Origin of the sequence: Parablautia muri (assembly GCF_009917485.1) — a bacterium.
Classification (GTDB): Bacteria; Bacillota; Clostridia; order Lachnospirales; family Lachnospiraceae; genus Suilimivivens; species Suilimivivens muri.
This window is the reverse complement of sequence record NZ_QZDT01000014.1, coordinates 57,636-71,120: the sequence shown is the minus strand read 5'-3', so window position 1 is coordinate 71,120 and position 13,485 is coordinate 57,636. Positions and strand designations below refer to the sequence as shown.

Genomic DNA, 13,485 nt, shown 5'->3' with positions numbered 1-13,485 from the left:
AAATGTTTTGCAAAAAAGTACACGGGCTGCAAATTTTGTGGGCAATAGTGATAAAGAACAGGAAATAATAATTACATAACAGCAGCTTGCAGGCTGCAGAAAGGGAGAGGTTATAAAAATTATGCAAAAGAAAATAGTTGCAGTGCTGTTATCAGCGGTCATGCTGACATCTGCTTTGACAGGATGCCAGAGTTCCGGGGAGCAGACCAAAGAAAGCAGTCAGACCAGTGAGAGTGAAGGAAAGGAAGAAACAAATGAAGATAATGCAGTCACGTCTTCCGGGGAAACGGTTACGGCCACTGAGGATACATCTTCAATAGATGCAACCGGGACAGTATATGATTTGGGAGGGCTTGCACTTCCTATCTGTGAGCCCGGTACGGTAGAGCTTACTTATATGGGAAATGATACATGGTGTGCGGGCGTCAGTTATAATGACGGGACGGCTGTACAGCAGGAGATAGAGAAACGTACAGGAGTTCATATTGAATGGGATACCTACAGCAGTGATGTGGAAACAGTACTTCAGACCAGACTTGCTTCTATGGAAGGTCTTCCGGATATGGTGGAACTGCCGCCTTTTGATTCTAACGTAGGGGTGGATACTTATTCAAGCAACGGAGTTCTGATTCCGTTAAACGACCTGATTGAACAGAATGCTCCGAATATTCAGAAGCTGTTTGAAAAATATCCGGCGCTGAAAGCAATGTGTACTTCATCGGACGGTAACATTTATGCACTTGCCGGATGGTGGGGTGATATCAATGATTATGTTCCCGATTATCTTTATATCAGGCAGGATTGGCTTGATAATCTGGGATTGGAAATGCCCCGCACCATAGATGAACTTTATGATGTTCTGGTGGCTTTTAAGGAACAGGACGCCAACGGAAACGGAGATCCTGGTGATGAAATTCCTCTTGCAACAAAGAATGGAATCTGGCAGCTTTATTATCTGATGACCGGATTCGGATATGAAACCAATTCCCTCTGGTATGTGGATGAAGGGGGCGAGGTACATTATGCGGCTGTGGAAGAACAATTTAAAGAAATGCTGACATTTTTAAATAAATGTTATTCTGAGGGACTTATTTCCGATGACCTGGAAGGCAATCTTCTGACGCAGAACATCACCGAGGACAAAGTGGGTATCGTTTGTCATGACCCGGCGGATAATATGGCATCTTCCGATGATCTTGCAATGACAGGCAATCCTGATTGCGATTACGAATTTATGCCGGTCATCCAGACAGATGATAGTGGTACGGCACAGATGACCAAGAGAAGTCTTACATGGCATTACTATGGAATTACTTCGGCCTGTGAAAATCCGGAGGTGGCAATTAAATGGATAGATTATGTGTATGCCAGCAAAGATGGCAGTATGCTTTACAATTATGGTATTGAAGGGCTGACTTATGAATATGATGAAAACGGAGAAATTCAGTTTACCGATTTGGTGACCAACAATGAAACTTATACCTCCGCCTTCTCGGCGCTGAGAAGTGTAGGAGCCTGGCCTACTTATTTTATCAATGATTCGGGCGAAGCGTTTATGAAGATTTTCGAGGGAACTAAGGTGGAGGATGCCTGCAAGGCTGCCTATAATAATATGAAAGATCCTTTCCCGGAAATGCTGGGAACTGCGCAGGAGTCTGAGGTTTATACCAGTATCTGGCCGGATTTGAGTACCTATTTAAATGAAATGTTTACAGCTTTCGTAATTGGCACGGAATCTTTGGATCATTTTGACAAATATGTGGAAACGGCAAACAGTATGGGTATGCAGGAGATTATTGAGATTAAAAAGGCGCAATATGGAAGGTACCAGGAAATCGTAGGCGAGTGACAAATGTAAGAATGTAAATGGCAAGACGAAAAGTGCAAATTTAAAGATGTAAAACCTAAATGATGAGACATAAGAGCACGACTAGCAAGATGTAAAAATACAAGTGACAAAATGCAAGAACGCAAGCAAAAAGACAGGAGGCAGAAGGCAATGAGGGCAATGGGGGTTTTGAAAAAGAATGTTATGAGGGATTGGATGCTGCTTTTGATCGTTCTTCCGGGAGTGATTTACTTTGCGGTTTTCTGCTATGGGCCTATGTATGGGATTTTGATGGCATTTAAGGACTATAATGTGTCTAAAGGTATATGGGGAAGTCCGTGGGCAGGGTTAAAGCACTTTAAGGAATTGGTAAATTCGGTTTATTTCGGAAGATTGGTAAAAAACACGTTTCTTTTGAGCATAGAACAGTTGGTCTGGTCATTTCCGGTCCCAATCGCCTTTGCCCTCCTTCTGAATGAGCTAAAGCATAACAAGCTAAAGCGCGTGGCACAGACTGCAGCCTATCTGCCGCATTTTATTTCGGTGGTAGTGGTGGTGGGGATATTGAAGGACCTGCTGTCTTCGGACGGCGGGGTCCTTACACAGCTGCTGCAGGTTTTCGGAGTGCAGCCAAAGAATTATTTCAATTTACCGGAGGCCTTTCGGACGCTTTATGTAGGATCGGGGGTGTGGCAGGAGTTTGGGTGGAATTCCATTATTTATGTAGCTGCTATTTCGTCTATCGATCAGGAGATGTATGAATCGGCCTCTTTGGACGGAGCGGGCAGGTGGAAAAAGCTGGTCTATATTACTTTACCTTCTATCGCTCCTACCATTATTCTCCTGCTGGTTATGAATATGGGGAATATGCTGAATATAGGATATGAAAAGGTGATTTTGATGTACAATCCCGCAACCTATTCCACGGCGGATATTTTTTCTACCTATGTGTACCGCAAAGGTCTTTTGAGCGCGCAGTACAGTTTTGCATCTGCAGTGGGACTGGCTAATTCCATTGTGAATGTGCTTATATTGCTGGGAGCTAATTTCCTGGCCAGAAAGACCACAGATACAAGTATTTTTTAGAAGATGTATGAAGGGAAGAAGGGATTTATGAACAGGAAAAAAAGATTGATATCATCGGACATTCCAATCTATATTGTGACAATATTGATTATTATTATAACGTTATATCCCGTGATATATGTTGTAAGCATGTCTTTCAGCGACCCGATTCACGTGCTTGCAAGGGATATTTATTTACTGCCGAAGGGCTTTTCGCTGAAAGCCTATCAAATGATCCTGAAGAACGATACTGTGCTGAGGTCTTTTGGGAATACGATTTGGTATACGGTGGTGGGGGCGACTGTCAGTGTGCTTTTAACGGCCACTACGGCATTCGCACTTTCCAGAAAGAAGTTTTTTTTAAGAAGGCAGCTCTCTTTCTTAATGACACTTACGATGTTTGTCAGCGGAGGACTGATACCGCTTTATATATTGGTTCAGAAAATGCATCTGTACAATACCAGGTGGTCGATTATCCTGCCTTATATTATCAGTGCATACAATCTGATTATCACCAGATCATTTTTTGAGTCTTTGCCGGAGGCCATGGCGGAGGCGGTTAAGATTGACGGCGGTTCGGAGTGGACGGTTATGGTAAAGATATTTTTTCCGCTCTCGAAGCCAATTATATCCGTTCTGATCTTGTTTTACGGAGTGGGTTATTGGAACAGCTACTTTGCGCCGCTGATTTTTCTTTCAAATGAAAAGCTTCAGCCGATTCAGCTATATTTAAGAAGTATTCTAATTACCAGTGAAGTGAGAGTTGCGGGCATGGGGATGGATGCGATATTGATGAATGAGCAGATGAAGTATGCAGTCATAGTGGTAGCCTGCTTTCCAATCATGATTCTTTATCCGTTTATCCAGAAATATTTCGAAAAAGGCGTGCTGATTGGCGCTGTAAAATAATAAGGAGGCGGGGATGCGTATGAATATAAAAGCAACGGAAGAAATGAGCAGTGCGGAACGCATTGCGTTTTATGACTGTGAAGAAAATAAAAAATATTATCAGTATGGAACAAAAGGCGGTTGGAAAAAATATGAAAATAATCCGGTTTTTGGTGGTAAATATGGAACATGCTTTGATGTATCCGTGCTGCGGGAGGAAGATAAGGACGGGAAAGTGATTTTTCGGATGTGGTTTTCCTGGAGGCCCAAAAAAGGAATCGGATACACACAAAGTTATGATGGCATCAATTGGAGCGAGCCTGAGTTGGTATTGCCTCCGCTTCAGGGTTCCGATTGGGAGGGAGACGAAGTGAACCGTCCCACGGTCATTTTTCATAAAGGGCAGTACATGATGTGGTATTCGGGACAGATGAAACCTTATCTGGAAGATGGGCGGTCCGTGATTGGCCTTGCTGTCAGTGATGACGGAATCCTGTGGAGACGGAAAACGAAACCTGTGATGGTGCCGGATCAAAGCTGGGAGAAACAGGCGGTTATGTGTCCCCATGTTTTGTATGATGAGGATGAAAAGCAGTACAAAATGTGGTATGCGGCAGGCTGCAACCATGAGCCGGACGCTATCGGCTATGCGTTTAGCTATGATGGGATAAGTTGGAAAAAGTATAACCAAAATCCGGTTCTTTGTCCTAATCCGGATAAGCTTTGGGAACAGCATAAGGTGGTGGCCCCCTGTGTGGTCAAGGAGGATGGGTGGTTTTATCTATTTTACGTAGGACATCTTCATGAAGAACGTGCGCAGGTAGGTCTGGCAAGGTCCCGGGATGGAATCACAGGATGGGAAAGGCATCCGGATAATCCGCTGGTTGCACCGGCAGAAGGCGCCTGGGATTCGGTAGCGGTCTATAAACCTTATGTGATGAAAGTGAATGGTCAGTGGATAATGTGGTATAATGGAGCTGCATACGAAGAACCCATATGGGTCTTTGAACAGATTGGGCTGGCGCGTTTGGAGGCTGATTTTCTGTTTTAGGATAGGAGCCGAAAAACTTATGATGATAAAGAGCAGGAAAGGAAAGAGCATGAGAAGGGAAAAAAGATACCAGACAAAACACAAGATGTTTGTTTCCTATGTGATTGTTCCGGTGGGTATTCTTTTGGTGTTCTCAAGTCTCTTTTCTTTTGTTTATTATAAGATTTCCCGGGATAGTGTGCTGGCTTTTGAAAATTCTATCTGCGAGACGGCGGACAATGAATTAAAAAATATAATGGATAATCTGCTGAAATCATCGGCCCAGTATGCCATGACGCCGTGGGTGATGCGGCTGAAATATATGCAGAAAACACCGCAGCTTATGGAGGAGAATATTACGGCGTCCGATATCTCGGACTATGCGGGAATGCTTTCCCTTACGGAAATCAATGATAATATGATTGAGTCTATTTACATTTATTATAGTCTGGGAGAGTTCGGAATCAGCAGCTATGGAAAAACAGGGTGGCAAAGGTATATAGATTTGAACCATGTACAGTGTCAGGAAGAAGAATTTATGTCCGGCGTTATGCTGAGCAGGAACAACCAGAAGGTGATTTTCCATGATGTGAGCCTTTTGAAAAACGGTCGGCGCATTAAAGGATTTTTTCTGGTACAGACGATTCCCCTGGGGAATATTTACTCCGGGGAAGTGAACATTCTCTTTTTTGTCCCGTATGAGAGCATTTACGCTTATATTGATAACTTTACGGATGAGGGCACGCGGTATTTATATCTGACTGATGGAGATAAAATCATTTATACGGACAGTCAGGAAGAACAGATTCTGCCAGTAGGAGAAAATATTGAGCGCTTTAAATCCGGGGAGAAAAACTATTTTTACAGCGGGGAACTGCGACATTATGTGGCGGAATATACCAAGGTGGGAATGGAGATAGGGATTGTGCAGGTTCTGGGAAATGATTTTCTCTACCGCGATTTTATCTTATTTGTGGAATGGATTTTAGCGGGCTGCCTGATTCTTTTGGGGTTGATTCTGCTGGTGGCATTTCGGATGACCAAGTATAGCTATCAGCCTTTGGAGCGTATCATGGATATGCTGCGGGAGGAAGATTATGGGGAGGAAATCAATGAGTATCAAATCATTGAAAAAGCTTTAGAAGAACTGGATTCCCAGAAAAAACGGCTGGAAGTGACTGTGTTTGAACAAAATCCATTGATTGAACAGTACATTCTGCATGCCTTATTAAACTCCAACAAACCTCAGGCAAATGAAGTAAAATATGTCAATACCATCAGGCAGTACTTATTGTATCGCGCGCTGGTGTTAAAAAACCGTCATGAGGCCAGGCAGTATATCAGGGAAATTGATTCCTGTCTGGCAATTTATCCACAGGTTCATGCGGCGTTTCTGGAAGAAAATAATTATTATATATGGATTTTGAGCTATGGTGATGAAAGCCTGGTGGAAGAAATCAGTGAGATTTTGTCCCAGACATTTTCCGAATCAGGCTATGAGGATGCCGCTCTTGGTATGAGTAAGGCGCATGAAGATATTCTGCATTTGCTATCTGCTTATAACCAGGCGGTCAGGGCGCTTGAATATTCTTTTTTCTATCCGGAGAAGAAAATTATTTCAATGGATGAGAATCATATTGAGGAGCGGGAACAAAATTGCCGGGCTTTTGAGATTGATAAAAAGCGGATGGAGGAGATGAAACAAGCCGTGCTTGAGATGGATGCCGAAAAATTTGTAAAGCAGTATCAGGAAATGCTTGCTTATAATTTTCACAAACTTGGTTTGAATAAGGAGGCATATTTGATTGGAATACGAAGGCTTAACAACAGCATTCCCGATTTGTTTGAGAGTGGCAATAAAGCAAGCGCCACTGAACAGATGGAGCTTTTGAATCCTGAAAATTATGGAAGCATCAAGAGCTATCTTCAGACATTCAAAATGAAAGCAGAGGCATTGATGCAGCGCTGCAGTGTGAAAGAAAATCCGATTTATTATGCCAGAAATGAGATTATCCGCAATTATGTAAAGGAGCATTTAACGGATGCGAACCTTTCCCTGAATGAAACGGCTAAGCTGATGCATTATACGCCAACGTACTTTGGAAAGTATTTTAAGGAGCAGTTTGGCTGCACATTTCAGAAGTACGTTGCATCCGGAAGGATTGAATGCGCTAAAAAATACCTCTTAAAAGGAAATATGAGCGTCCAGGAAATTGCGCTTAAATGCGGTTTCACCAATGATGTTACCTTTCGCCGGACTTTTAAAATGTATGTGGGTGTCACGCCATCACAGTTTGAAAAGGAAAATATTATGTAAAAGTATGTGGCGGTTTGGCTCTGCTCTTTTGGGCAGGGTCATTTTGATCCATAAATAGCAAACATTGTTTTAGAAATACGGAATTCTTGCAGTAGGAGGGTATATTTGATAGAATATTATTCAGGGATATTTTATTAGATAGAAAAATACAGCCGCGGCTGCTGGGTATGATGGCAGCAGGCGATGGCGGGAAAGGTGTGGAATGAAGGGGTATGGAAATGAACAGAACAGAAACCGGGGGAACGGAAAATAACAGGATGGAAAACAATAGTATTATAGCGCCAATGACCAGGATTCATATGGTGCCCATGGATGTGATTGCCGGCTTTGAGGTGCGGCCAGGGATGTATGATATAAACGGGGCTACGGCAATTCCCGGCGGTGTTAATTTTACGGTATATTCGTATGGAGCGACCGCCTGTGAGCTGCTTCTTTACAAGCGTGGGGAGGATGAGCCTTTTGCAGTGCTGCCATTTCCGGAAAATTATAAAATCGGTAAGGTTTATTCCATGATTGTTTTTAAGCTTAGTATTTATGATTTTGAATATGCTTATCGGATTGACGGGCCTTATAATCCGAAGGAGGGCTTGCTTTTTAATAAGAATAATGTACTGCTGGATATGTATGCTAAAGCGGTGACAGGCCAGAAGATATGGGGGATTCCCAAGAAAGAGGGGGTGGCCTATAAGGCCAGGGTGGTAAAGGACGATTTTGACTGGAAGGATTATACCCAGCCTCATATCCCTATGGAAGATTTGATTATTTATGAGATGCATGTGCGTGGTTTTACAAGACACTTTTCATCGGAGGTAAATTATCCGGGCACCTTTGAAGGGTTAAAAGAAAAAATACCTTATTTAAAGAAACTGGGCATTAATGCCGTGGAGCTGATGCCGATCTTTGAGTTTGACGAGATGAAGGATTACCGGGTGGTAAACGGCAGAGCGGTAATGGATTATTGGGGGTACAATACGGTCAGCTTTTTCTCGCCTAACAGCAGTTACGCGGCGTGCAAGGAGTATAACAGAGAGGGAACGGAATTAAAGGAATTGATTGGTTTGCTCCATGAAAATGGAATAGAATGTATTTTGGATGTGGTGTTCAACCATACGGCGGAAGGCAATGAGATGGGCCCATGCTTTTCCTTTAAGGGGTTTGATAATAATATTTACTATATGCTGACACCGGAAGGGTATTATTATAATTTCAGCGGCTGCGGCAATACCTTAAACTGTAATCATCCGATTGTACACCAGATGATTCTGGAGTGTCTGCGGTATTGGACAACGGCATACCATGTGGACGGATTCCGGTTCGACCTTGCAACGATACTTGGAAGAAACGAGGATGGCTCGCCTATGAGCAAGCCGCCTCTCTTACAGAGTCTTGCCTTCGACCCTATTTTGGGTAATGTAAAGCTGATTGCAGAGGCCTGGGATGCAGGCGGTTTGTATCAGGTGGGAAGTTTTCCTTCCTGGAGCAGATGGGCGGAATGGAATGGCAGGTACAGAGATGACATGCGTAATTTCCTTAAGGGGGATTATGGCATGTGGGAGATTGCTGCAAACAGGATCACGGGTTCAAGGGATATTTATGACCCTAAGTACCGTGGAAATGATGTTTCCGTAAACTTCCTCACTTGTCATGACGGTTTTACTTTGTGGGATTTATATTCTTACAATGAAAAGCATAATGAGGCAAACGGCTGGGGCAACACGGACGGAAGCAATGACAACCGAAGCTGGAACTGCGGCGTTGAGGGGGATACGAAGGATGCGGAAGTGCTTACCCTGCGGAAACGTCTTGCCATGAATGCCTTTGCTGTGCTTTTATGCAGCCGGGGAACCGCAATGTTTTTTGCCGGGGATGAATTTTTAAACACCCAATATGGCAACAACAATGCTTACTGTCAGGATAATGAGATTTCCTGGCTGGATTGGCGAGAGGTAAAAAAGAATGAGGTTCACTTTAATTTCTGCAGGTATATGATCCGATTTAGAAAAGGGCATCCTGTGCTTCGAAAATTTGCAGGAAACAGTGCATGCGGATTCCCGGAGATCCAGGTTATGGGCGTAGATGGATGTACGAAAGTGCTTCGAGTCATTTATGCGGGAAGGAATGAAGAAAATACGGAGGATGATGTTGTGTGTCTGGCGGTCAATACCTTCTGGGAGGAGCAGGAATTTACCATTCCTTTCCTTGCAGGTGGTAAAGACTGGCATATGGCAGCGGATACCAGCGGCAGGTATTATCCGGCTTTTATACCGGAAGATGGGGAGCTAAAAATCATTACGGGCAATACCCTGCGGATACCAGCCCGCAGTGTGTATGTTCTGACGTCATAACAGCCCGGCCTAGAACTTCTCACTGGCTGTAAAGTCGTAACTGTTCAGCCAGGTCTGTGCATTTACTGCACAGACCGTGCTCCTCATAAAAATTATCTTGCTGTTATAAAGGCTTCATGATAGAATAGGTACAATGCTCTCTTGAAAGAGAACATGTGGAAAATATGGTTGATTTTAGCCAAGGATAAGGAGGAGGACTGTTACCATGAAATTTCTTAAAACTTTTTTAGAACCTGTGGATATGACGGAAGGATCGCCATGGAAAAAAATTGTATTATTTACGGTTCCCATGCTGGTAGGAAACATTGCGCAGCAGCTTTATAATACGGTTGACAGTGTGGTTGTAGGGAATTATGTGGGTGACAATGCTTTAGCAGCGGTGGGGAGTGCAGGCCCTATTTTAAATCTGCTGATTGTTTTGTTTGTAGGAATCAGTGTGGGTGCCGGTATTATGGTGTCACAGTATTTTGGAGCAAAGGAGAGAGAGGAATTGTCGATGACCATTGGCAACTGTATCACGCTTACGGGGATTGCCACGTTGTTTGTAATGGTGGTGGCTTCTTTGCTGGCCAAACCGCTTCTGCTGCTTTTGGGTACGCCGGATTCTATCATTGACTGGTGCCATTCCTATTTGCTGATTTTGTTTATCGGGTCTATTGGACTTGCGTACTATAATATTTTAAGCGGAATTTTAAGAGGGCTTGGGGATTCTATGTCGGCCCTTGCTTATCTGCTGGTATCTACGGCAGTTAATATCGTGCTGGATGTACTGTTCGTGGCTAAGTTTGGCATGGGAGTGAACGGTGTGGCTCTGGCGACTGTAATTGCACAGGCAATCTCAGCTATTTTATGTTTCATTCGTCTGATGCGGCTGAGCAATATTTTTGATATGGATAAAAGCTACTTGAAGCTTAAAAAGAAGAACACCATGAAAATTATCCAGCTGGGTCTGCCTTCAGGTGTTACGCAGGCAATTTTTTCTATGGCCATGATTGTGGTGCAGTCTTTGACCAACAGCTTTGGGGAAATGTTTATTGCCGCTAACGTAATTGTTATGCGTGTGGACGGTTTTGCCATGATGCCAAACTTTTCCTTCGGTACGGCAATGACGACTTATGCCGGACAGAATGTGGGGGCCAGGCTGTATGACAGGGTGGACAAAGGCGCAAAGCAGGGCACATGGATTGCTATGGCGGTTTCCGCTGTGCTTACCGGCCTTATCTTGATATTTGGAAAAAGTCTTATGGGAATTTTCACCAAAACACCAGAGCTGGTGGAGCTTAGCCGGGATATGATGGGAATCCTTGCGGTGGGCTATATTGCCATGGCGGTTACGCAGAGCCTTTCTGGTGTCATGAGAGGTGCGGGCGATACGATGACACCTATGTGGATTTCTATTGCAACAACCATATTTGTTCGTGTACCGATTGCTTACGGAATTGCATTTCTTACCAGGACGCCGGAATTACCCAACGGAAGGCAGGAGTGTATTTTTATCTCTCTGTTAGTTTCTTGGCTGATTGGAGCGATCGTGACCTTTTTCTTCTATAAAAAAGGAAAGTGGAAAAATAAGGCGGTTTAAATATTGTGCTCTGCGCGGATGCAGTACTGTTTTCAAGAGTCAAGAGGCTTTTCAAGAGACAAGTACATGACAAGAGGCTTTGCCTATTGTAGGTAGAGGTATTAATATAAGTTCATGTGGAAACAGAAATAGTTTCCGGAAATTTTACATAAAAAATTTATGTTTGGCGATAGTATACTTCATATTCATTTCCGCGGGCAATGAGCCAAGCGGCTGCGAAGCAGACATTTGGCGAATGCCGCGAGGGCCAATTTAAAGGTAATGAAAGATGAAGATAAACCAACAAATTTGAGGGCACTGGCAAGAATGGAGGATTAATATGAATGTAAATGCATTTCACAAGCTTTCTTATGGTGTATATGTGGTGAGCTGCTGGGATAATGGCAGACCTACGGGCTGTACGGCCAACAGCGCAATGCAGATCACATCTTCGCCCGCTACAATTGCAGTGAGCATTAACCATGATAATTACACCAACAAATGCATCAGTGAAAACGGCAAGTTTGCTATTTCTATCCTGGCGGAGGATACGGATCCGGCGATTATTGGGAATTTCGGATTTAAGTCCGGTAAGGATTTTGATAAGTTTGCGGAGGTAAAATACTCAATAGAGGATAATATGCCTGTGGTGTCGGATGTCTGCGGTTATATTGTGTGTGAAGTGATTGACAAGATGGAAACGGCCACCCATACGGTGTTCTTAGGAGAGGTGAAAGGAGCGGAAATTTTTGGAGACAGAGAGGCTATGACGTATGCTTATTATCATAAGGTAGTCAAGGGTAAGAGTCCTAAAAATGCGCCTACCTATATCCCTGAGGAGGAAAAGCCTAAAGAAAGCGGCGTAAATAAATTTAAGTGCCAGGTTTGTGGTTATATTTATGAGGGCGAAGAACTGCCGGAAGGTTTTAAATGCCCTATATGCGGTATGGGTGTAGATAAATTTGTGAAAATGTAAAGGGTGCTTTTGTTGCGGATAACAATTGCTCTTTTTCATAAAATTGGCTGGAGCCATTGAGGATAGAAAGTCAGTGTGTAGTGAGCGGGCATAAACTTGTGCACTGTGAAATAAAATCCCGGAGTATAGTTTGCACCGGATATTTGAGATAGTTTTTAAGAGACCGCCTTCCTCTACGGTGGGCAGAGCATAAATTTGAATTTTAGTGTTCGAACTCTGCCGCAACGTCCTTCAATAAATCGCGAATCTGCAGGTGCTGTGGGCAGATGCGTTCACACTTGCCGCACTTAAGGCAGTCGGATGCCTTGCGTCCTTCGCTGGTATGTATATTGTTATAGTAGTAATCGGTATTCCAGTTGCCAAAACGGTTTTTTGCATTCAAAAGTGCAAACAGATTGGGGATGGAAATACCCTTAGGACATTCTTCCATACAATAACGACAGGCAGTGCAGGGAATTAAGTTCTGGGCTTTGAAGATTTCAACAACTTTCATGACAGCCTCTTTTTCCTTCTCGCTAAGTGGTTGGAAATCCTGCATGTAGGAGGTATTGTCCTCCATATTTGCGACAGTGCTCATGCCCGAGAGAACCATCATAATATTTTCGAATCCTGCTGCAAAACGGATGGCATAGCTTGCATTGGAGTCACTACCTAAAGCATCGTAAAGCTTCTGCGCTTCATCAGGCAGAGTAAGAAGGCTGCCGCCTTTGATGGGTTCCATAACGATGACCGGTTTGTCGTACTTTTCACAAACCTCGTAGACCTTTCGGCTTTCTACGGAAGGGTCCTCAAAGTCCACGTAATTAAACTGGATTTGCACCACCTCGATTTCAGGATGGGCTTTTAGGATTTTTTCAAGAACATGGGCTTTATCGTGGAAGGAGATACCAAAGTGTTTGATTTTTCCTTCTGCTTTAAAACCGTAAGCTACCTGATAAGCGTTGCAGCGCTCAAATTTTGCAAAGATATTTTCATCCTGAGCGTGCATCAGATAAAAGTCAAAATAATCCACGCCGCAAGCTTCTAACTGACTTTCAAACAAAGGACGGATTTCTTCTTCTTTGTTAAAGTGATGGGTAGAGAGCTTGTCGGTGAGAATATATTTTTCCCGGGGATAGCGGCTGGTGAGGCATTCTTTCAACGCCGGCTCACTTTTGCCGCCGACATATCCGTGAGCTGTGTCAAAATAGTTGAATCCGCGTTCAAGGAACAGGTCTACCATTTTCTTCATTTCTGTGGTGTCTACCTCATCGCCATTCATGGGCAGACGCATACAGCCAAAACCCAGCTTTTTTTGAACCTCAGGGTAAAATTGCTTCATACTGTTTTCCTCCTTAATGATTTTGTATGTTTTAATTTCGATTTATAAAGTGTTTATTTATATTATATATGTAGTTGCAACTTTAAACAATTTGCTTTTAAGTAATTATTGATAAGTTTTTCTAATAATTCATTCCATAAATTAAAATTGTCTT

Annotated in this window: 9 protein-coding genes; 8 read left to right on the top strand and 1 reads right to left on the bottom strand. The window is 43.3% G+C overall.

Features of this window, described 5'->3' with window-relative positions; genetic code table 11:
- Positions 1–121 precede the first annotated feature (121 nt).
- From D5281_RS10240 to D5281_RS10205, 8 genes are all read left to right on the top strand, one after another.
- Entirely contained in the window at positions 122–1,849 is a 1,728-nt protein-coding gene (locus tag D5281_RS10240) for an extracellular solute-binding protein (protein ID WP_277935284.1), read from the top strand.
- Positions 1,850–1,999: 150 nt separating this feature from the next.
- On the top strand, positions 2,000–2,914 hold the full coding sequence (locus D5281_RS10235) for an ABC transporter permease (protein WP_160560060.1): 915 nt from the start codon (positions 2,000–2,002) through the stop codon (positions 2,912–2,914).
- Between the two features lie 27 nt (positions 2,915–2,941).
- Positions 2,942–3,802: a carbohydrate ABC transporter permease gene (locus tag D5281_RS10230; RefSeq protein ID WP_160560059.1), complete on the top strand. Its 861-nt coding sequence runs from the start codon at positions 2,942–2,944 to the stop codon at positions 3,800–3,802.
- Positions 3,803–3,815: 13 nt separating this feature from the next.
- Positions 3,816–4,832 (top strand): family 43 glycosylhydrolase, encoded by a 1,017-nt coding sequence (locus tag D5281_RS10225; RefSeq protein ID WP_277935283.1) that lies wholly within the window; start codon positions 3,816–3,818, stop codon positions 4,830–4,832.
- Between the two features lie 19 nt (positions 4,833–4,851).
- Complete coding sequence (locus D5281_RS10220) at positions 4,852–7,128, top strand: helix-turn-helix domain-containing protein (protein WP_277935282.1); 2,277 nt, start codon at positions 4,852–4,854, stop codon at positions 7,126–7,128.
- Positions 7,129–7,385: 257 nt separating this feature from the next.
- On the top strand, positions 7,386–9,473 hold the full coding sequence (gene glgX, locus D5281_RS10215) for a glycogen debranching protein GlgX (RefSeq protein WP_277935291.1): 2,088 nt from the start codon (positions 7,386–7,388) through the stop codon (positions 9,471–9,473).
- A gap of 205 nt (positions 9,474–9,678) precedes the next feature.
- A complete protein-coding gene (locus D5281_RS10210) occupies positions 9,679–11,055 on the top strand; it encodes an MATE family efflux transporter (protein ID WP_160560057.1) in 1,377 nt (458 codons plus the stop codon).
- Between the two features lie 319 nt (positions 11,056–11,374).
- The gene (locus D5281_RS10205) at positions 11,375–12,010 is read left to right on the top strand and encodes a flavin reductase (protein WP_160560056.1); all 636 of its coding nucleotides are present in this window, start codon (positions 11,375–11,377) and stop codon (positions 12,008–12,010) included.
- A 202-nt stretch (positions 12,011–12,212) separates the two neighbouring features.
- On the opposite strand, the gene D5281_RS10200 is transcribed toward D5281_RS10205, so the two are convergent.
- Positions 12,213–13,331: an aldo/keto reductase gene (locus tag D5281_RS10200; protein WP_160560055.1), complete on the bottom strand. Its 1,119-nt coding sequence runs from the start codon at positions 13,329–13,331 to the stop codon at positions 12,213–12,215.
- Positions 13,332–13,485: the final 154 nt, after the last annotated feature.

Excerpts from the sequence above, each read along its gene's own strand:
- D5281_RS10205 (WP_160560056.1), top strand. The coding sequence starts at position 11,375 with ATGAATGTAAATGCATTTCACAAGCTTTCTTATGGTGTATATGTGGTG.
- D5281_RS10210 (WP_160560057.1), top strand. The coding sequence starts at position 9,679 with ATGAAATTTCTTAAAACTTTTTTAGAACCTGTGGATATGACGGAAGGA.
- glgX (WP_277935291.1), top strand. The coding sequence starts at position 7,386 with ATGGAAAACAATAGTATTATAGCGCCAATGACCAGGATTCATATGGTG.
- D5281_RS10220 (WP_277935282.1), top strand. The coding sequence starts at position 4,852 with ATGATGATAAAGAGCAGGAAAGGAAAGAGCATGAGAAGGGAAAAAAGA.
- D5281_RS10235 (WP_160560060.1), top strand. The coding sequence starts at position 2,000 with ATGAGGGCAATGGGGGTTTTGAAAAAGAATGTTATGAGGGATTGGATG.
- D5281_RS10200 (WP_160560055.1), bottom strand. The coding sequence starts at position 13,331 with ATGAAGCAATTTTACCCTGAGGTTCAAAAAAAGCTGGGTTTTGGCTGT.
- D5281_RS10230 (WP_160560059.1), top strand. The coding sequence starts at position 2,942 with ATGAACAGGAAAAAAAGATTGATATCATCGGACATTCCAATCTATATT.
- D5281_RS10240 (WP_277935284.1), top strand. The coding sequence starts at position 122 with ATGCAAAAGAAAATAGTTGCAGTGCTGTTATCAGCGGTCATGCTGACA.
- D5281_RS10225 (WP_277935283.1), top strand. The coding sequence starts at position 3,816 with ATGCGTATGAATATAAAAGCAACGGAAGAAATGAGCAGTGCGGAACGC.